The 19179-nt window shown below is 54.7% G+C and carries 21 protein-coding genes and 1 riboswitch; of the genes, 9 read left to right on the plus strand and 12 right to left on the minus strand.

What is annotated here, in order from left to right; translation table 11 throughout:
* Window position 1: 1 nt before the first annotated feature.
* A complete protein-coding gene (locus tag WC1_RS00095; protein WP_003033102.1) occupies window positions 2-307 on the minus strand; it encodes a PTS sugar transporter subunit IIB in 306 nt (101 codons plus the stop codon).
* Window positions 308-1399: 1092 nt separating this feature from the next.
* Between WC1_RS00095 and cspG the strand changes: the two genes are divergently transcribed.
* Window positions 1400-1612, plus strand: a complete 213-nt coding sequence (cspG, locus tag WC1_RS00090; protein ID WP_003033098.1) for a cold shock protein CspG — start codon at window positions 1400-1402, stop codon at window positions 1610-1612.
* A 119-nt stretch (window positions 1613-1731) separates the two neighbouring features.
* Here cspG and thiH read toward each other — a convergent pair whose 3' ends face one another.
* The 7 genes from thiH to WC1_RS00060 form a co-directional block, all read right to left on the minus strand.
* Window positions 1732-2865: a 2-iminoacetate synthase ThiH gene (thiH, locus tag WC1_RS00085; RefSeq protein ID WP_016151287.1), complete on the minus strand. Its 1134-nt coding sequence runs from the start codon at window positions 2863-2865 to the stop codon at window positions 1732-1734.
* Window positions 2862-3632 (minus strand): thiazole synthase, encoded by a 771-nt coding sequence (thiG, locus tag WC1_RS00080; RefSeq protein WP_003842025.1) that lies wholly within the window; start codon window positions 3630-3632, stop codon window positions 2862-2864. Before thiG ends, thiH begins: the two co-directional genes overlap by 4 nt.
* 1 nt (window position 3633) lies before the next feature.
* On the minus strand, window positions 3634-3834 hold the full coding sequence (thiS, locus tag WC1_RS0123060) for a sulfur carrier protein ThiS (RefSeq protein WP_003033088.1): 201 nt from the start codon (window positions 3832-3834) through the stop codon (window positions 3634-3636).
* Window positions 3815-4573: a HesA/MoeB/ThiF family protein gene (locus WC1_RS00075; RefSeq protein WP_003842023.1), complete on the minus strand. Its 759-nt coding sequence runs from the start codon at window positions 4571-4573 to the stop codon at window positions 3815-3817. Before WC1_RS00075 ends, thiS begins: the two co-directional genes overlap by 20 nt.
* Window positions 4566-5201, minus strand: coding sequence for a thiamine phosphate synthase (gene thiE / locus WC1_RS00070; RefSeq protein WP_016151288.1), 636 nt, complete (start codon window positions 5199-5201; stop codon window positions 4566-4568). Before thiE ends, WC1_RS00075 begins: the two co-directional genes overlap by 8 nt.
* Window positions 5201-7099, minus strand: coding sequence for a phosphomethylpyrimidine synthase ThiC (gene thiC / locus WC1_RS00065; RefSeq protein ID WP_016151289.1), 1899 nt, complete (start codon window positions 7097-7099; stop codon window positions 5201-5203). The genes thiE and thiC overlap by 1 nt, the downstream gene beginning before the upstream one ends.
* An 81-nt stretch (window positions 7100-7180) precedes the next feature.
* Window positions 7181-7303, minus strand: a riboswitch (TPP riboswitch).
* A 51-nt stretch (window positions 7304-7354) separates the two neighbouring features.
* The gene (locus WC1_RS00060) at window positions 7355-7843 is read right to left on the minus strand and encodes an Rsd/AlgQ family anti-sigma factor (RefSeq protein ID WP_003033077.1); all 489 of its coding nucleotides are present in this window, start codon (window positions 7841-7843) and stop codon (window positions 7355-7357) included.
* A 96-nt stretch (window positions 7844-7939) separates the two neighbouring features.
* On the opposite strand from WC1_RS00060, the gene nudC reads away from it, so the two are divergent.
* The 6 genes from nudC (at window position 7940) to WC1_RS00030 (ending at window position 12305) form a co-directional block, all read left to right on the plus strand.
* On the plus strand, window positions 7940-8713 hold the full coding sequence (nudC, locus tag WC1_RS00055; RefSeq protein ID WP_003033074.1) for an NAD(+) diphosphatase: 774 nt from the start codon (window positions 7940-7942) through the stop codon (window positions 8711-8713).
* Window positions 8714-8763: 50 nt separating this feature from the next.
* Complete coding sequence (hemE, locus tag WC1_RS00050; protein ID WP_003845324.1) at window positions 8764-9828, plus strand: uroporphyrinogen decarboxylase; 1065 nt, start codon at window positions 8764-8766, stop codon at window positions 9826-9828.
* Window positions 9829-9837: 9 nt separating this feature from the next.
* Window positions 9838-10518, plus strand: coding sequence for a deoxyribonuclease V (gene nfi, locus WC1_RS00045; RefSeq protein ID WP_003033072.1), 681 nt, complete (start codon window positions 9838-9840; stop codon window positions 10516-10518).
* A gap of 33 nt (window positions 10519-10551) precedes the next feature.
* Window positions 10552-11142: a YjaG family protein gene (locus tag WC1_RS00040; protein ID WP_003842015.1), complete on the plus strand. Its 591-nt coding sequence runs from the start codon at window positions 10552-10554 to the stop codon at window positions 11140-11142.
* A gap of 186 nt (window positions 11143-11328) precedes the next feature.
* Window positions 11329-11601, plus strand: a complete 273-nt coding sequence (gene hupA / locus WC1_RS00035; RefSeq protein WP_001044509.1) for a nucleoid-associated protein HU-alpha — start codon at window positions 11329-11331, stop codon at window positions 11599-11601.
* Between the two features lie 11 nt (window positions 11602-11612).
* Window positions 11613-12305 (plus strand): DUF1481 domain-containing protein, encoded by a 693-nt coding sequence (locus WC1_RS00030; protein ID WP_003033064.1) that lies wholly within the window; start codon window positions 11613-11615, stop codon window positions 12303-12305.
* A gap of 61 nt (window positions 12306-12366) precedes the next feature.
* Here the strand turns inward: WC1_RS00030 and zraP are convergent, their stop codons facing one another.
* Both zraP and WC1_RS24815 read right to left on the minus strand, forming a co-directional pair.
* Window positions 12367-12810 (minus strand): zinc resistance sensor/chaperone ZraP, encoded by a 444-nt coding sequence (gene zraP, locus WC1_RS00025; RefSeq protein ID WP_016151290.1) that lies wholly within the window; start codon window positions 12808-12810, stop codon window positions 12367-12369.
* An 18-nt stretch (window positions 12811-12828) separates the two neighbouring features.
* Window positions 12829-13017, minus strand: a complete 189-nt coding sequence (locus tag WC1_RS24815; RefSeq protein WP_032937285.1) for a hypothetical protein — start codon at window positions 13015-13017, stop codon at window positions 12829-12831.
* 57 nt (window positions 13018-13074) lie between these two features.
* Between WC1_RS24815 and zraS the strand changes: the two genes are divergently transcribed.
* Together zraS and zraR are read left to right on the plus strand one after the other, a co-directional pair.
* Window positions 13075-14460: a two-component system sensor histidine kinase ZraS gene (gene zraS / locus WC1_RS00020; RefSeq protein WP_016151291.1), complete on the plus strand. Its 1386-nt coding sequence runs from the start codon at window positions 13075-13077 to the stop codon at window positions 14458-14460.
* A gap of 5 nt (window positions 14461-14465) precedes the next feature.
* On the plus strand, window positions 14466-15791 hold the full coding sequence (gene zraR / locus WC1_RS00015) for a sigma-54-dependent response regulator transcription factor ZraR (RefSeq protein ID WP_016151292.1): 1326 nt from the start codon (window positions 14466-14468) through the stop codon (window positions 15789-15791).
* On the opposite strand, the gene purD is transcribed toward zraR, so the two are convergent.
* Window positions 15788-17077, minus strand: coding sequence for a phosphoribosylamine--glycine ligase (gene purD / locus WC1_RS00010; RefSeq protein WP_016151293.1), 1290 nt, complete (start codon window positions 17075-17077; stop codon window positions 15788-15790). The two genes, zraR and purD, sit on opposite strands and share 4 nt — an antisense overlap.
* 15 nt (window positions 17078-17092) lie before the next feature.
* On the minus strand, window positions 17093-18682 hold the full coding sequence (gene purH / locus WC1_RS00005) for a bifunctional phosphoribosylaminoimidazolecarboxamide formyltransferase/IMP cyclohydrolase (RefSeq protein ID WP_016151294.1): 1590 nt from the start codon (window positions 18680-18682) through the stop codon (window positions 17093-17095).
* Window positions 18683-19179: the final 497 nt, after the last annotated feature.

Consider the following 19179-nt stretch of genomic DNA (forward strand, 5'->3'; position numbering starts at 1 on the left):
ATCACTCCAGTAGTTTCAGCGCCTTGTCCAGTACCGCATCGCCTTTCATCATGCCGTAATCCATCATGTCGATAACGGCGACCTTTTTGCCTAGTGGGTCGGCGATCGCCTGTAGCTTGGCTTGTTCATACTTAACCTGTGGACCGAGCAAAACGATATCCGCTGTAGCGATATTCTCTTCAAACTCGGCCACCGGGACGGCTTTGATAGTGACGTCGACGCCTTTTTTCTGGGCGGCATCTTTCATCCTTTGCACCAGCATGCTGGTGGACATTCCGGCGGCACAGCATAAAACGATGTTTTTCATAAGCAGTCTCGATCAACATGTGTGAGTTGATAATTATCGCGAGCCAGCTATAGCAACAACTGCTTTGCAACGATTGTGTGCAAGGCATCACAAAGAAAGCCGCTTTTTCTGAAACCGGTTACAAAAAGAGGCCAAACCCTGCGATCTGGACCGGGACCAGCGGCTTTTTGACTCGCTTATCACATGCTGGAATATATAATTACTGTCAATAAAGACATGTTATAAAAAACAGTATTGACAGCGCTTTTTAAACCCGTATGTTAATACTTAACAGCGGAGAAATTGTAGTTTGCTGTTAACGTAGTAAGTGTTAGTAGAGCTTGATTGGGGTTTGCGATAAAGGCCACGAAGTATTTTTTGTATGGGATAGTCGATGCTGAAAACGCTATTTTTTCACCTCGACAATGCTTTCAGGCCACGTAGTTGATATATCTAATCGCAAAAAATCAGTAAAACGCGACGATGTAACGCCATGATTTAATAGTAATTGTTAGTGATTTCTGCTTTTTGGTTATCACGAGGGAAATAAGGCAACGCATCAAAGAGTATATGTCGCGAGGGGAAGTGTACTTGTTTAGGTCACCAGCCTTGAGTTCTATTATCAAGCGGGTGGAATGTGTTTAACGGTAAATAGAGGAAAGCTTTAGTTAGTATCAAAATCCAATATTATCTGTAGTAAACGTGTACATTTTAAAGTAGTACCATCAGCAGTATTAAATCGTTAAGTTTATTAATGTTAAATTTGAAGTGTGTAGTAACGTAAAGCCCTGACTGCAATAGTCGGGGCTTTTGTTCATTGTAGATCAAGCTGTTATCCAGGATGCTTAGCCGCGTTGGTTCAACATTGCATCACTCAGTGGGTATTAAAAAAATTAATGCTTGCTTAATGATTAGAAGTAGGTCTACTATAGCGGCATCGGTTTGGAACACAGACCTTATGCAAGCAGTTTTAGTAAAGCAGTTCTCAGTTCAAGCGTTATCCTCAGATACTCTTCTTCATGAGCCTCCTCCCTAAGTGCCCCATAAGTTAATTTCTGCAAAACAGGCCATATTCGCTGCATAAGCGGCTCAAAAACATGAAAGGAAGTATCTATGTCTAACAAAATGACTGGTTTAGTAAAATGGTTTAACTCTGATAAAGGCTTCGGCTTTATCACTCCTCAGGACGGTAGCAAGGATGTGTTTGTGCATTTTTCCGCTATCCAGAGTAACGATTTTAAAACGTTAGACGAAGGTCAAAAGGTGGAGTTCTCCGTGGAGAATGGCGCTAAAGGCCCGTCTGCTGTTAACGTTGTCGCGCTGTAAACGCCGATAATTTCACGAAGGCTTACGATAGCGATGAAGGCCAGAGCCCGAGCAGTTAAGCACCAGTGAAGAAAGAACCCGCGAAAGCGGGTTTTTTTGTTTATGCGATAGCGTTGGACTTAGGGCAACTGTGCCGCGCGTCCCAGATAGCTGTCCCAGTCTTTCCACACGGGCTGTAATCCCTGCGCCATCAGTGCTTCAGCAACGGCTTCCGGGCGACGATCGTCGTGCGGGGAGAACTGTTCCAGTTCGGGGTGGTTATCGGCATAACCACCGGGCTGGGTTTTTGAGAAGGCGCTGACGTTGTTGATTGCCAACGGGATCACATGGTCACGAAACCATGGCGATTCGCGGGTGGAGAGCGACAGCTCAATTTCTGGTGCCAGTAAACGAAACGCGCAAATGGTCTGGACCAACTGTCGCTCATCCATGATCGATGCAGGCTCAACGCCTCCGGTGCATGGGCGCAGGCGAGGGAAGGAGATAGAGTAGCGGCTCTGCCAGTAATGCTGCTGCATCCACAGCAGATGTTCAGCTACCATATAGCAGTCAACCCGCCAGCTGTCGGACAAACCAATCAACGCGCCAAGACCGATTTTGTCGATCCCTGCGCGACCCAGCCGGTCCGGCGTTTCCAGTCGCCAGAAGAAATCCTGCTTTTTCCCCTTCAGATGGTGGCGGGCGTAAATCGCCTCATGATAGCTCTCCTGATACACCATCACGCCATCCAGCCCCAGCGTCTTCAGCTCCGCATATTCAGCCTCTGACAGCGGCTGTACTTCCATCTGTAAAGAGGCAAACTGGCGGCGAATGGCAGGCAAATGGCGACGAAAGTAATCCATCCCCACTTTGGCCTGATGTTCACCGGTGACCAGTAGCAGATGCTCAAAGCCCAGCTCACGGATAGCCGCACACTCACGTTGTATCTCATCTTCGTCCAGCGTTTTGCGTTTGATACGGTTGCTCATCGAAAAACCGCAGTAGGTGCAGTCGTTGGCACAAAGGTTGGAGAGATACAACGGCACGTAAAAGCTCACCGTGTTGCCAAAACGCTGGCGGGTGAGCTTTTGCGCCCGTTGCGCAAGCGGCTCCAGATAATCGGCGGCGGCAGGAGAGAGCAATGCCATCAGATCGTCGCGACTAAGATGCGAAGCGTTGAGGGCGCGCTCCACGTCAGCGGCGGTTTTACCGTTGATGCGCAGGCGGATGTCGTCCCAGTCCAGTTGTCGCCAGCGATCGCTGAACGTTTTCATGCGAAGGCCTCCAGGAATCCGGTTAGCGGGCTTGTGGGATTTGCCTGCGAGCTTTTGCTTCCAGGTACCGCCTGGCGCGCCAAAAGACCTGCTTCAACTGCCAGACGGAAAGCGGTGGCCATCATCACCGGGCTGTCGGCTACCGCGATTGCCGTGTTGACCAGCACCGCGTCGGCGCCCATTTCCAGCGCCTGCGTGGCGTGGCTGGGGACGCCGATGCCTGCATCAACCACCACCGGCACGGTCGCCTGTTGGATAATAATCTCCAGCATCGCTTTGGTTTCCAGCCCCTGGTTAGAGCCGATAGGTGCGCCGAGCGGCATCACCGCCGCGCAGCCCACGTCTTCCAGCCGCTTGCACAGTACCGGGTCCGCACCGCAGTAGGGCAGCACCACAAAGCCCTGTTTCACCAGCGCTTCGGCAGCTTTTAATGTTTCAATCGGATCCGGCAATAGCCAGCGGGCATCCGGGTGGATTTCTAATTTCAGCCAGTTTGTGCCCAGAGCTTCACGCGCCAGTTGGGCGGCGAAAATCGCCTCTTCAGCGGTTTTCGCTCCGGAGGTGTTAGGCAGCAGCGTCACGCCCGCGTCGATAAGCGGGGCCAGAATGGCATCGTTATGCTGGCGCAAATCCACGCGCTTCATCGCCAGCGTCACCAGCTGGCTGCCGGAGGCGCGAATCGCCTCGACCATCAGCTGCGATGAGGCAAATTTTCCGGTACCGGTGAACAGATGTGAATCAAACGTTTTGTCGGCAATACGTAACATATCAACCCCCTGCAATAACCTGAAAAAGCAGGATCTGGTCGCCTTCCTGCACGATTTGCTGCTGCCACTGCTCGCGCGGCAGGATCTGCTGATTGAGCGCCAGCGCCGCGCCCGGTTTAAGCTGATTAAGCTCGGTGAGCAGCCCGCTGACGGTTTGTCCCTCGGCGCACTGCATCGGCTCATCATTGAACTGAATCTGCATGTTGCCCTCCACATACCGGGCAGCCATTGGCCCGACGCAGCGCAAGGCTGCGCCATTGGCTGGTTTTACCGTCAAACAGGCGTAACTCGCCGCTGGGTGTCGCAATGCCGCTAAGCAGCTTGATGGCTTCCAGCGCCTGCAAGGTGCCCATCACGCCGACAACCGGGCCGACGATACCGGCGGTACGGCAGTTGCGCTCAGGTTCGACATCATCCGGCCACAGGCAGCGGTAACAACCTTGCTCCCACGGTGGCGTGAGCACCATCAACTGGCCGCCGAAACCGACGGCGCTGGCGGTGATGAGCGGGGTGTTGAGCGACACGCAGGCGGCGTTAATTTCCTGACGCGTGGCCATGTTGTCGGTACAGTCGAGCACCACATCGGCACGCGCTACCGCATGCCGGAGCGCATCGCCTTTCAGTCGCTGCTGGAGCGATACCAGTTCGATATCCGGGTTGAGCCGCGTCAGGCGCTGCTGGGCAATCTGCGATTTTGAACGCGCGATATCATCAGTGGTAAACAGGATCTGGCGCTGCAGATTGCTCAAATGAATGTCGTCATCGTCTACCAGCGTCAGTTTGCCGATACCTGCTCCCGCCAGATACAGCGCGGCAGGCGAACCTAACCCGCCTAAACCGATAATCAGCACATGGCTGTCGAGCAGCTTTTGTTGGCCCTCAATAGCGATATCGCCGAGCAGGATCTGCCGGCTGTAACGCATAAAGTCGCGGTCATTCATCGCCGACTCCCGCTATGTCGAGCAGCTGCGCCGTGGCTGCCTGCCAGTCAGCCGCCTGGGTAATGGCGCTGACCACGGCAATGCTGCCGACGCCGGTTGCCAGCACCGCGGGCGCACGTTCCAGGCTGATGCCGCCAATGGCGACGGTCGGGTAATCGGCCAGTCGTTCAATATGACTTGCCAGCTGCGTCAGCCCCTGCGGAGCGGAAGGCATCTGCTTGGTTAGCGTGGGGAAAACGTGGCCGAGTGCGATATAAGAAGGCTTAGCCGCCAGCGCGATGTCGATCTCCATATCATCGTGAGTGGAGACACCCAGGCGCAGCCCCGCCGCCTGAATCGCCTTCAGATCGGTGGTTTCAAGGTCTTCCTGGCCCAGATGCACGCCGTAAGCGTTGTGCTTAATCGCCAGCCGCCAGTAGTCGTTGATAAACAGGCGGGCGTCATAGCGACGCCCCAATTCAATGGCGGCCATGACGTCGGCTTCGACCTCTTCATCACGCTTATCTTTAATGCGCAGTTGGATCGTGCGTACGCCCGCCTGCAGCAGGCGTTCAATCCACGCCACGCTGTCCACCACCGGGTAAAGCCCGAGGCGGAACGGCACGGTCGGGAAATCAGGCTGGTACATTATGCCTCCTCTTTTTTGAGGTAGATTTCACCGCCTTTGGCGCGGAAGTTCTCCGACATATCTGCCATTCCCACTTCAATAGTCTGCGCGGCGGCGTAGTCGCGTACTTCCTGGCTGATTTTCATCGAGCAGAACTTCGGCCCGCACATGGAGCAGAAGTGGGCGACTTTGCCGGACTCCTGTGGCAGGGTTTCATCGTGATAGGCGCGGGCGGTGAACGGGTCGAGCGCGAGGTTAAACTGGTCTTCCCAGCGGAATTCGAAGCGCGCTTTCGACATCGCGTTGTCGCGGATCTGCGCACCCGGGTGCCCCTTCGCCAGGTCGGCGGCGTGAGCGGCAATCTTGTAGGTAATCAGCCCTTGCTTCACGTCTTCTTTGTTCGGCAGGCCGAGGTGCTCTTTTGGCGTGACGTAGCACAGCATCGCGCAGCCAAACCAGCCGATCATCGCCGCGCCAATGCCGGAGGTGAAGTGGTCATAGCCCGGCGCGATATCTGTCGTCAACGGCCCTAAGGTGTAGAACGGCGCTTCGTGGCAGCTTTCCAGCTCTTCGGTCATGTTGCGTTGGATCATATGCATCGGCACATGTCCTGGGCCTTCAATCATCACCTGCACGTCGTATTCCCAGGCGATTTTGGTCAGCTCGCCCAGCGTATGCAGTTCGGAGAACTGCGCTTCGTCGTTGGCATCCTGAATCGAACCCGGGCGCAGGCCGTCGCCGAGAGAGAGCGAGACGTCGTAGGCGGCGCAGATTTCGCAAATCTCACGGAAATGTTCGAACAGGAAGTTTTCTTTGTGATGAGAAAGGCACCATTTCGCCATAATTGAACCGCCGCGCGAGACAATTCCGGTCAGGCGTTTGGCAGTCATCGGCACGTAGCGCAGCAGTACGCCGGCATGGATAGTGAAGTAGTCGACGCCCTGTTCGGCCTGTTCCAGCAACGTATCGCGGAACGCTTCCCAGGTGAGATCTTCGGCGATCCCGTTGACCTTCTCCAGCGCCTGGTAGATCGGTACGGTGCCGATCGGTACCGGGCTGTTACGCAGGATCCACTCGCGGGTTTCGTGAATATAGCGACCGGTGGAGAGGTCCATCACCGTATCTGCGCCCCAGCGGGTCGACCACACCAGTTTTTCTACCTCTTCTTCGATAGAGGAAGTGACCGCCGAGTTACCGATGTTGGCATTCACCTTCACCAGGAAGTTGCGGCCGATGATCATCGGCTCGGATTCCGGGTGGTTGATGTTGGCAGGAATAATCGCCCGGCCCCCAGCGACTTCATCACGCACGAATTCCGGGGTGATATTTTCCGGCAGACGAGCGCCAAAGTTCATCCCCGGATGCTGGTGGCGCAGCACTTCACTACGAATACGCTCGCGGCCCATATTTTCACGGATGGCGATAAACTCCATCTCCGGCGTGACGATCCCCTGACGGGCGTAGTGCAACTGGGTCACGCGCTTACCGGCTTTGGCGCGCTTTGGGGTCAGCAGGCCGCTGAAACGCAGCTCGTCCAGGCCATCGTCGGCCAGGCGCTCTTTGGTGTAAGCGGAGCTGCGGTCGTCTAATTCTTCGCTGTCGTTACGCGCCGCAATCCACGGCTGGCGCAGTTTCGCCAGGCCCTGCTGGACGTTAATCTCCACGTCAGGATCGCCATACGGCCCGGAGGTGTCGTACACCGGCACGGCTTCGTTGTCTTCAAATTGCGGGTTGTCTTTGCTGCCGCCAATCAGCGTCGGGCTAAGCTGGATTTCGCGCATCGGAATGCGGATATCCGGCTGCGAACCGGTAATATAAATGCGTTTTGAGTTAGGGAAGGCGGTCCCTTCCAGGGTATCGATAAAGTGTTGGGCTTGCGCGCGCTGTTCGCGGCGTGATGGTTTAGTAGTGGCAGACATAGCTCATTCCAAAAAAGTAAGGACGTGGCTTGTCAGACGACGGATGAAGCAAGAGAGGCGATCGCCCAGGGGCGATACGGTTGTAGATTGACTCTTGTTCCCTTCGCAGGTCTTAACCTGATCAGGTTCCGCGGATCCCGAATTAACGGTCTCAGCCTTTTCCACTCATGCTGTTGTGGAAAATAAGCACTCCGACAAGAAGTAACCTCTATCTTAGAGGTAATGAATGTAAACTACGCGTTAATGCGACAAATCTCAAGCAGGACGTTTGAGAGTGCCACTCTCGTGCATCGCATCAAATACCAGCATGATCAGCTTATCTTCGAGCACGAACCGGGCTTCCAGCGCCTCGCCGAGATCCGATAAAACCTTTTGAAACTCAAGGAAGTTATCATGATCAATCGCAGTTTCCAGGCTGGAGTCATAGTAGTCCATGATCAATTGTGTGTTGGCTTCCAGCAGCGGCCAAATTTTTGTGGCTTTTAAAAGCTGCCCGTTCCCTTCCAATTTATGGAGAATACGTTCATAAATACTGAAGTGTCCGGTGGAGAGGTAATCGACCAGGCTCTGACAAAAATCATCCAGCGCCTTTTCATTGAGTCGCATGTACGATTCTTTGCCAGGCTTAATGCCAACCAGATTGTAGTAAGCCACGAGCAGGTGCTTACGTACATGTAGCCAGCGATCAACCAGTTTATTACTTCCTCCGACGTGCTCCGTCAGGCTTTCCAGCTGGTTTAGCATGATTGACTCCGCAAGATGGTGTTTAGGAACTGCTCACCCGTAAATGTAAAAATAATGTAAACAACATGCCTGTGAAGCAAAGGTTGCGCAAGAGATATGGATCGTATAATTGAAAAATTAGATAGCGGCTGGTGGATTGTCAGTCATGAGCAAAAGTTATGGTTACCTCATGGCGAGCTACCTTATGGCGACGCAGCCCGTTTTGATCTGATTGGTCAGCGCGCGCTGCCAATAGGCGAGTGGGAAGGGGAAACTGTCTGGCTGGTGCAGCAGCAGCGTCGACACGATATGGGGTCGGTGCGCCAGGTCATTGACCAGGACGTTGGCCTGTTTCAACTGGCCGGACGAGGCGTACAGCTGGCAGAGTTTTACCGCTCGCATAAATTCTGCGGTTACTGCGGCCATCCCATGCACCCGAGTAAAACGGAGTGGGCGATGCTCTGTAGTCACTGCCGCGAACGTTATTACCCGCAAATTGCTCCTTGCATAATCGTCGCTATTCGCCGAGATGATTCCATCCTGCTCGCCCAACATGTTCGCCATCGCAACGGCGTGCATACCGTGCTGGCGGGTTTTGTCGAAGTGGGCGAGACCCTCGAGCAGGCGGTGGCGCGTGAAGTCATGGAAGAGAGCGGCATTAAGGTGAAAAACCTGCGCTATGTCACTTCTCAGCCGTGGCCGTTCCCACAGTCTTTGATGACCGCATTTATGGCGGAGTATGATAGCGGCGAAATCGTCATCGACCCAAAAGAGCTGCTGGAAGCGAACTGGTATCGCTATGACGATTTACCGCTCTTGCCCCCGCCGGGTACTGTCGCGCGTCGATTGATTGAAGATACTGTGGCAATGTGTCGGGCTGAGTACGAGTAAAGAGCGAGTGGTGATACACTGATGGACTGACGCAATAAGGAACTGCAAAAATGACCGAACTGAAGAACGATCGTTATCTGCGTGCGCTGCTGCGCCAGCCCGTTGATGTCACTCCGGTATGGATGATGCGCCAGGCAGGCCGTTATCTACCGGAATACAAAGCTACCCGTGCCGAAGCGGGCGATTTTATGGCGCTGTGCAAAAATGCCGAGCTGGCCTGCGAAGTTACGCTGCAGCCGCTGCGTCGCTATAAACTTGATGCCGCGATCCTCTTCTCCGATATCCTGACGATCCCGGATGCGATGGGACTCGGGCTGTATTTTGAAGCAGGAGAAGGTCCACGCTTCACCTCCCCGATTACCAGCAAGGCTGACGTCGACAAACTGCCGATCCCGGACCCGGAAGATGGGCTTGGATACGTGATGAACGCGGTGCGCACTATCCGCCGTGAACTGAAAGGCGAAGTGCCGCTGATCGGCTTCTCCGGTAGCCCGTGGACGCTGGCGACCTACATGGTTGAAGGCGGCAGCAGCAAAGCCTTCACCGTGATTAAAAAGATGATGTATGCCGACTCTAAAGCGCTGCATCTGCTGCTTGATAAGCTGGCGAAGAGCGTCACGCTGTACCTGAACGCGCAGATCAAAGCGGGCGCTCAGTCGGTGATGATTTTCGATACCTGGGGCGGTGTGCTGACCGGTCGCGACTATCAGCAGTTCTCCCTGTACTACATGCACAAAATCGTCGATGGCCTGCTACGCGAGAACGAAGGTCGTCGCGTACCTGTGACCCTGTTTACCAAAGGCGGTGGTCAGTGGCTGGAAGCGATGGCGGAAACCGGCTGTGATGCGTTAGGTCTCGACTGGACCACTGACATTGCCGATGCGCGTCGTCGTGTAGGTCATAAAGTGGCGCTACAGGGCAATATGGATCCGTCCATGCTGTATGCACCGCCAGCCCGCATCGAAGAAGAGGTGGCGACAATTCTGGCCGGATTCGGTCAGGGCGAAGGGCATGTCTTTAACCTGGGCCACGGCATTCATCAGGACGTCCCGCCAGAACATGCGGGTGTCTTTGTGGAGGCGGTACATCGGTTGTCCGAACAGTACCACCGCTAAGGAGTCATTATGGATCTCGCGTCATTACGCGCGCAGCAGCTTGAACTGGCCTCTTCATTGATCCGCGAGGATCGTCTGAAGAACGATCCGCCGGATCTGATCGGCGGGGCGGACGTTGGGTTTGAGCAGGGTGGCGAAGTGACGCGAGCCGCGATGGTCTTACTGAAGTATCCCACGCTTGAACTGGTTGAATATAAGGTGGCGCGTATCGCCACTACCATGCCCTACATTCCCGGTTTTCTCTCCTTTCGTGAAACCCCCGCGCTGATGGCCGCCTGGCAACTGCTCTCGCACAAGCCAGATCTGCTGTTCGTTGACGGGCACGGCATTTCGCACCCGCGCCGTCTGGGCGTGGCCAGCCATTTTGGCCTGCTGGTGGACGTCCCAACGATCGGTGTGGCGAAAAAACGGCTGTGTGGCAAGTTTGAACCGCTCGCTGCTGAACCCGGTGCGCTAGTGCCATTGCTGGATAAAGGCGAACAGCTGGCATGGGTCTGGCGCAGCAAAGCGCGCTGTAACCCGTTGTTTATCTCTACGGGCCACCGCGTGAGTATGGACAGCGCACTGGCGTGGGTACAACGCTGTATGAACGGCTATCGTCTGCCGGAACCAACGCGCTGGGCAGATGCGGTGGCATCCGAACGCCCGGCTTTTACGCGGCTTGCAGCAAAAGCGCCCCATATCGGGTAAACTGCGGCTAATTTCCGTATTTGAGAACTCATCATGTTACAAAATCCGATTCACCTGCGTCTGGAGAAGCTGGAAAGCTGGCAGCACGTCACATTTATGGCCTGTCTGTGCGAACGCATGTACCCGAATTACGCCATGTTCTGCAAGCAAACTGAATTTGGCGATGGACAGATTTACCGCCGAATTCTGGATCTGATTTGGGAAGCGCTGACGGTTAAAGACGCGAAAATCAATTTCGACAGCCAGTTGGAAAAGTTTGAAGAGGCCATTCCTTCTGCAGACGATTACGATCTGTACGGCGTTTATCCGGCGATTGATGCCTGTGTGGCATTAAGCGAACTGATGCATTCACGTCTTAGCGGTGAAACGCTGGAGCATGCAATTGAAGTTAGTAAAGCTTCGATTACGACGGTAGCGATGCTGGAAATGACCCAGGCTGGTCGCGAAATGACCGATGAAGAGCTCAAAGAGAACCCTGCCGTTGAGCAAGAATGGGATATTCAGTGGGAAATTTTCCGACTTTTAGCCGACTGTGAAGAACGCGATATTGAGCTGATAAAAGGGCTGCGTGCAGACCTGCGCGAGGCTGGCGAGAGCAATATTGGTATAAATTTTCAGCAATGACACCACAAAACGTGATTTAACGCCTGATTTGTCGTGCCTGAAGGCTTCCCATCCGCCCCCGGTCTGGTCTACATTTGGGGGGCGAAAAAAAGTGGCTATCGGTGCGTGTATGCAGGAGAGTGCTTTTCTGGCATTTCCGTCGCACTCGATGCTTAGCAAGCGATAAACACATTGTAAGGATAACTTATGAACAAGACTCAACTGATTGATGTAATTGCAGACAAAGCAGAACTGTCTAAAACACAGGCTAAAGCTGCTCTGGAATCCACTCTGGCTGCTATTACTGAGTCTCTGAAAGAAGGCGATGCTGTACAACTGGTTGGTTTCGGTACCTTCAAAGTGAACCACCGTGCTGAGCGCACTGGCCGCAACCCGCAGACCGGTAAAGAAATCAAAATTGCCGCAGCTAACGTACCGGCATTTGTTTCTGGTAAAGCACTGAAAGACGCGGTTAAGTAATTCGCGTGGCAGTGAACAGTTTTAACGAAGGGGCGGTTTCGCCCCTTTTGTCCATCTGGCGTCATACGCTTTGGCTTTCAGGTGTTCTGTTACTGTCTGCCTGCGGTAGCCATTCTGAGCTTCCTCCGTTCACGGCCAGCGGCTATGTTGGCGATCAGGGGGCGGTACGCATTTGGCGTAAAGACTCCGGTGACGATGTTCACTTGCTCTCGGTATTTAGTCCGTGGCGAAAAGGCGAAACCACTACCAGTGAATACCGCTGGCAGGGTGATTCGCTCTCTCTGATAGAACTCAACGTTTACAGTAAACCGGCTGAACATGTCCGTATACGCTTCGATGACCGGGGCGAACTGAGCTTCATGCAGCGTGAAGTCGACGGGCAAAAGCAGCAGCTTTCCAGCGATCAAATCGCGCTTTACCGCTATCGCGCCGATCAAATTCGCCAGACCAGCGATGCGCTGCGTCAGGGACGGGTGATATTGCGTCAGGGACGTTGGCATGCGGATAACACGGTCACAACCTGTGAAGGTGAAACGCTGAAGCCAGACCTGGAGTCGTGGGCGATAAACCATATCGAGCGCCGCCAGAAACATTCATCCGTAGAGGTGAGTGTGGCATGGCTGGAAGCGCCCGAAGGGTCGCAGATACTGCTAGTTGCCAATGAAGATTTTTGTCACTGGCAGCCTACAGCCAAAACTTTCTGAAAACCTGAAGACAGGTAGTCAGCAGGCCTGAACCGTATGGCGTCATCAGGCATCAAGTCTTTTACCAGTGACCCATTCCCATATGGCCGCCGCCGCGATGGTTACCGCCACCGCCGCATCCGCCGTAGCCCATTCCCGCGCCACGTGGCACGCCAGCCTGCGCCATTGCGACATCGCGTTTAACGCGCTGCTCGTCCAGAGACTGATTCAACGCTTCCATCTCTTTTGCAACGGCATTAATTTTTGCCGTGTCCGGCGAGCTGGCCGTTAATAGTGCATTGTACTCATAACGTTTGGATGTCAGCTGTTGGCGCAACGCGCTGGTCTGGGAGTAGTAATCATCATAGATTTTCTGTGCGGCAGCCTGCTGCTCAGCGGTCATTGGGATACCGCCCCGTTGCTGCATTCCATCACCATATCCCCAGTGATTCTGCGCCAGTACCGGGGTGGAGCCCAGTGCGATAAGAGAAAGTGCAATCAGTGCCAGTTTGTTGTTCCGTTTCATCGTTCGTTCTCCTGTTGGTTAGCTTACATTCCCTTTTGCATCTTCCGTGCCAAAGCGGCAATCCCAGTCCTGCGGGCGTCGTACCCGCCGTCTTTGCAGGAAAACGAGTAAAAATGACTCGCCAGAACGTGCCAGCGAGTCATTTTTACCCGGTACTTTCAGCTGTTTGTGTCTGAGGGCAGGGTTATCAGGGGGAAAAAATGGCATGATTTCTGCTGTATACCTGCAACGATGAAAGGAACAAGTGGGGTAAAGGGAGAGCGTATGCGTCTTTATAAGGATACGGTGGCAAAGTGGTTGAGCCGACTCTTGCTGGCGGCAATCCTGATGTTAGTCGGCTGGTTTTCGATTATGACCATACGGGACTATGGTCGGGAAAGTGATGCCGCCCGACAAACGCTACTGGAAAAAGGCAGCGTGCTCATTCGCGCTCTGGAGTCTGGTACGCGTGTAGGCATGGGGATGCGCATGCATCATGCCCAGCAGCAGACGCTACTGGAGGAAATGGCCGTACAACCAGGCGTGCTATGGTTTGCCGTCGTCGATGAGCATGGTGTCATTATTACTCACAGCAATTCCGCGATGGTCGGAAAAACGCTCTATTCACCGGATGTCCTGCGACAGCTTAGTCCTGGGGAGCAAGAAAGCTGGCGGAATATTGAAATTCCAGCGAGGGATGGTGAAAAAACGCCGGCCCTGGAAATTTATCGCCAGTTTCAGCCGATGTATGGTCCAGGACGCCACGGCATGGCGCGCTGTGCCAGCAATGACGGGCAGCTTATCACCCCAGCGCAAATCATATTTATCGCCTTTGATGCCAGCGTTCTGACAGCGACTCAGGCAAGAGAGTGGCGTAACACACTGATAGTCCTCTGTGCGCTGGCGGCTGTGTTGCTGGCCACCGTACTGACGTTCTTCTGGTATCAGCGCTATCAGCGTTCGTACAAAGAACTTCAGGATGCGATGAAGCGTAAAGAAAAACTGTTAGCGCTCGGGCATCTTGCGGCTGGAGTGGCGCATGAAATTCGTAACCCGCTTTCATCGATCAAAGGTCTGGCGAAGTATTTTGCCGAGCGAACCCCGGCAGGAGGCGAGTCGCATGAGCTGGCACAGGTGATGGCAAAAGAGGCGGATCGTTTAAATCGGGTGGTGAGCGAGCTGCTGGAGCTGGTGAAGCCTGCACATCTGACGCTGCAACAGGTTGATCTCAATGAGGTTATCACCCACTCATTACACCTGGTGGGTCAGGATGCGGCAAGCAGGGAAATCCAGCTCCGCTTTTCGGCCAATTCTACGCTGCCCGCTATCCAGGCCGATCCTGACCGACTGACTCAGGTTTTGTTGAATCTGTATCTGAACGCCATTCATGCGATTGGTCGTCAGGGCACGATCACGGTTGAAGCGAATGAAAGCAGCGGCGATCGCGTTAAAATTGTGGTTACCGATAGCGGGAAGGGAATTGCAGCGGAACAGCTGGAGGCCATTTTTACGCCTTACTTTACAACCAAAGCTGACGGAACCGGCCTCGGGCTGGCGGTAGTGCAGAACATTATCGAACAGCATGGTGGCACCATTCAGGTGGCAAGCGTTGAGGGCAAAGGTGCGACCTTTACCCTTTGGCTGCCGACCAAAGCGAAACAACAGGATTAACAAGGATGACGCGCGGAAAAATCAATATTCTGGTAGTAGATGACGATATCAGCCACTGCACCATTTTACAGGCGCTGCTGCGCGGCTGGGGTTATGAGGTCGCGCTGGCCTATAGCGGGCGAGCTGCGCTGGAACAGGTGCGCGAACGCGTATTTGATTTAGTGCTGTGTGATGTACGCATGGCGGAGATGGACGGTATCGCAACGCTGAAAGAGATTAAAGCGCTGAATCCGGCCATTCCGGTACTGATTATGACGGCTTTCTCCAGCGTGGAGACCGCCGTTGAGGCGCTTAAAACCGGGGCGCTGGACTACTTAATCAAGCCGCTGGATTTTGACCGTCTGCAGGAGACCCTGGAAAAGGCGCTGGCGCATACGCGGGAAACGGGGGCTGAACTGCCATCGGCGTCGGCTGCGCAGTTTGGCATGATTGGCAGAAGTCCGGCGATGCAGCAATTGCTCAACGAAATTGCGATGGTAGCGCCCTCGGACGCCACGGTGCTTATCCATGGAGATTCCGGGACAGGGAAAGAGCTGGTCGCCCGGGCGCTACACGCCAGTAGCGCGCGCAGCGATAAGCCGCTGGTGACGCTAAACTGTGCGGCGCTCAATGAGTCGCTGCTGGAGTCCGAACTTTTTGGCCACGAGAAAGGGGCGTTTACCGGGGCGGATAAACGGCGGGAAGGGCGCTTTGTGGAAGCCGATGGTGGCACGTTATTTCTTGATGAAATTGGCGATATCTCACCGCTGATGCAGGTGCGTTTGCTGCGGGCTATCCAGGAGCGAGAAGTGCAGCGAGTTGGTAGCAATCAGACCATTGCGGTTGATGTCCGGCTGATAGCCGCTACGCATCGCGATCTAGCAGAGGAAGTCAGCGCCGGGCGCTTTCGTCAGGATCTCTACTATCGTCTGAACGTCGTCACCATTGAAATGCCAGCGCTGTGCCAGCGCCGGGAAGATATTCCGCTGTTAGCCGAACATTTTCTCCAGCGTTTTGCCGCGCGTAACCGTAAAGCGGTGAAAGGCTTTACTCCGCAGGCGATGGATCTGCTGATCCACTACGACTGGCCGGGCAATATTCGTGAGCTGGAAAATGCGATTGAGCGCTCGGTGGTGCTGCTGACGGGGGAATATATTTCCGAACGTGAACTGCCGATGGCGATTGCCGCGACGCCGATAAAAACGGAATTCAGTGGCGAGATCCAACCGCTGGTGGATGTCGAAAAGGAGGTGATTCTGGCGGCGCTTGAAAAAACGGGCGGCAATAAAACGGAAGCCGCCCGTCAGTTAGGCATTACGCGTAAAACGCTGCTGGCGAAAATTTCGCGTTAGCGTTGCTCGCGTTCAATGGCACGCCAGCCGATGTCGTTACGGCTGAAGCTGCCATCCCAGCGGATGTCGGTCATCAGGGCGTAAGCGCGTTTCTGCGCTTCAGCCACGGTGTTGCCCAGCGCGGTGGCGCACAGCACGCGACCACCGTTGGTCAGCACGCGATCGTCTGCAGACAGTTTGGTGCCCGCGTGGAACACTTTACCGTCAGCGACGTCTTCCAGCGGCAGACCGTGGATCTCATCGCCGGTATTGTAATTACCCGGATAACCTCCGGCGGCAATGACCACACCCAGCGAGGCGCGTTCGTCCCACTCGGAGGTTTTCTCATCCAACTTGCCGTCACAGGCGGCGAGGCACAGCTCCACCAGATCGGACTTCATGCGCAGCATGATCGGCTGGGTTTCCGGATCGCCGAAGCGGCAGTTGAACTCGATAACCTTCGGGTTGCCCTGTTTGTCGATCATCAGACCCGCATAAAGGAAACCGGTGTAGGTGTTACCTTCCGCCGCCATGCCTTTTACGGTTGGCCAGATGATGCGTTCCATGGTGCGCTGGTGGACTTCGTCAGTTACTACCGGAGCAGGGGAGTAGGCACCCATCCCGCCGGTGTTCGGGCCGGTGTCGCCATTGCCCACGCGCTTGTGGTCCTGGCTGGTGGCCATCGGCAGCACGTGCTCACCGTCGACCATGACAATAAAGCTCGCTTCTTCACCGTCGAGGAACTCTTCAATCACGATGCGGTGGCCCGCGTCGCCAAACGCGTTGCCGGCCAGCATGTCATGAACCGCGGCTTCGGCTTCCTCCAGCGTCATCGCCACGATAACGCCTTTCCCGGCAGCCAGACCGTCAGCTTTGATAACGATCGGCGCGCCTTTCTCGCGCAGGTAAGCCAGCGCAGGTTCGATTTCGGTGAAGTTCTGGTACTCCGCCGTCGGGATCTGATGGCGCGCAAGAAAATCTTTGGTGAAGGCTTTAGAGCCTTCCAGCTGCGCGGCGCCTTCGGTTGGGCCGAAGATTTTCAGACCGGCGGCGCGGAAAGCGTCAACCACACCAATCACCAGCGGCGCTTCCGGACCAACGATGGTCAGATCAATCTTCTCGTTCTGGGCAAAGCTCAGCAGCGCCGGAATATCCGTTACGCCGATGGCCACGTTTTGCAGCGTGGGTTCCAGCGCGGTGCCCGCGTTGCCCGGGGCGACAAATACCGTTTCGACTTTAGGCGACTGTGCCGCTTTCCACGCCAGGGCGTGCTCGCGCCCGCCGTTGCCAATCACTAATACTTTCATCGTCTGCTCCGTGGATTAATGGCGGAAGTGGCGCATATCGGTAAATACCATCGCAATGCCGTGTTCATTGGCGGCGGCAATCACTTCGTCATCGCGAATAGAACCACCCGGCTGGATCACGCAGGTCACACCGGCGGCAGCAGCGGCATCAATCCCGTCGCGGAACGGGAAGAAAGCGTCAGAAGCCATTGCAGAACCTTTCACTTCCAGGCCTTCGTCGGCCGCTTTGATCCCGGCGATTTTCGCGGAGTACACGCGGCTCATCTGGCCTGCGCCTATGCCAATAGTCATGTTCTCTTTGGCATAAACAATGGCGTTGGATTTCACGAACTTCGCCACTTTCCAGCAGAACAGCGCATCGCGCAGCTCTTGCTCGGTTGGCTGACGTTCGGACACCACGCGCAGTTCACCTTCGGTCACCATACCCAGGTCACGGTCCTGAACCAGCAGACCGCCGTTAACGCGTTTAAAGTCCAGGCCCGGAACGCGCTGCGCCCATTGGCCGCAGACCAGCACGCGAACGTTCTGCTTGGCTGCGGTAATTTTCAGTGCTTCTTCGGTGGCGGATGGGGCGATGATCACTTCCACGAACTGGCGGGAGATGATCGCCTGCGCGGTTTCAGCATCCAGCTCGCGGTTAAAGGCGATGATGCCGCCGAACGCGGAGGTCGGGTCGGTTTTATAGGCGCGGTCGTAAGCGTCAAGAATAGAGGTACTTACTGCTACACCACACGGGTTCGCGTGTTTGACGATCACACAGGCTGGCTCGTTGAATTCTTTCACGCACTCCAGCGCCGCATCGGTATCGGCGATGTTGTTGTAGGAAAGTGCTTTGCCCTGTACCTGCTGCGCGGTGGCAACGGAGGCTTCTTTAACATTCTCTTCTATATAGAAGGCAGCCTGCTGGTGGCTGTTCTCGCCGTAGCGCATATCCTGCTTCTTAATGAAGTTCAGGTTCAGCGTACGTGGGAAGCGACCGGCGGCTTCTTTGCTTTCACCGTGGTAGGCCGGAACCATGCTGCCGAAGTAGTTGGCGATCATGCTGTCGTAAGCGGCGGTGTGTTCGAAGGCTTTAATCGCGAGATCGAAACGGGTGTCGAGGGTCAGAGAACCGTCGTTGGCATCCATCTCTTTAATAATGGCGTCGTAGTCGCTGCTCTTCACAACGATAGCTACATCTTTATGGTTCTTGGCAGCGGAGCGCACCATGGTCGGGCCGCCAATATCAATGTTCTCTACTGCATCTTCCAGAGAACAGCCTTCGCGGGCGACGGTCTGGGCGAATGGATACAGGTTAACAACCACCATATCGATAGGAGCAATGTGGTGTTGTTCCATAATGGCATCATCCTGGCCGCGACGACCGAGGATGCCACCGTGGACCTTCGGATGCAGGGTCTTCACGCGTCCATCCATCATTTCCGGGAAGCCGGTGTAATCGGAAACTTCGGTCACTGGCAGACCTTTCTCCGCTAACAGGCGCGCAGTGCCACCTGTAGATAGCAGCTCCACACCACGTGCGGAAAGTGCCTGAGCGAATTCGATGATACCGGCCTTGTCAGAAACACTGAGCAGAGCGCGGCGGACTGGACGACGTTGTTGCATGGTAAATCCCCTGGATTTGACTATTACAGAGAGCGTTAGGTGAATTCTTGGCTAAAAACTCAGCTAACGCCCCTTACGGGGCATCCTTGTTGTGCGGGGGCATTGTAACGAAAACGTTTGCGCAACGCTCGCGAATTTTTAATTTTCGATTTTGACCTCTTCTTTTTCAGTTGAAAGAGGCTGATATAACGAGAGGATCGTAGAAACGATCGTGTGGTTTGTGGATAACTCTGTGCGTAAATGGGTATAAGGCGGGGTTTTGCTGTGGAATGCAGCAGTCAGTCATTTTTCTGTCATTTAAGGGTTGCGGGCCACAGGAAACTCCCTATAATGCGCCTCCATCGACACGGCGGATGTGAATCACTTCACACAAACAGCCGGTTCGGTTGAAGAGAAAAACCTGAAAATGAGGGTTGACTCTGAAAGAGGAAAGCGTAATATACGCCACCTCGCGACAGAGCGCTAAAGCGCGTCGCAACTGCTCTTTAACAATTTAT

This window comes from Citrobacter sp. KTE30, from assembly GCF_000398825.1.
GTDB classification, from domain to species: Bacteria; Pseudomonadota; Gammaproteobacteria; order Enterobacterales; family Enterobacteriaceae; genus Citrobacter; species Citrobacter freundii.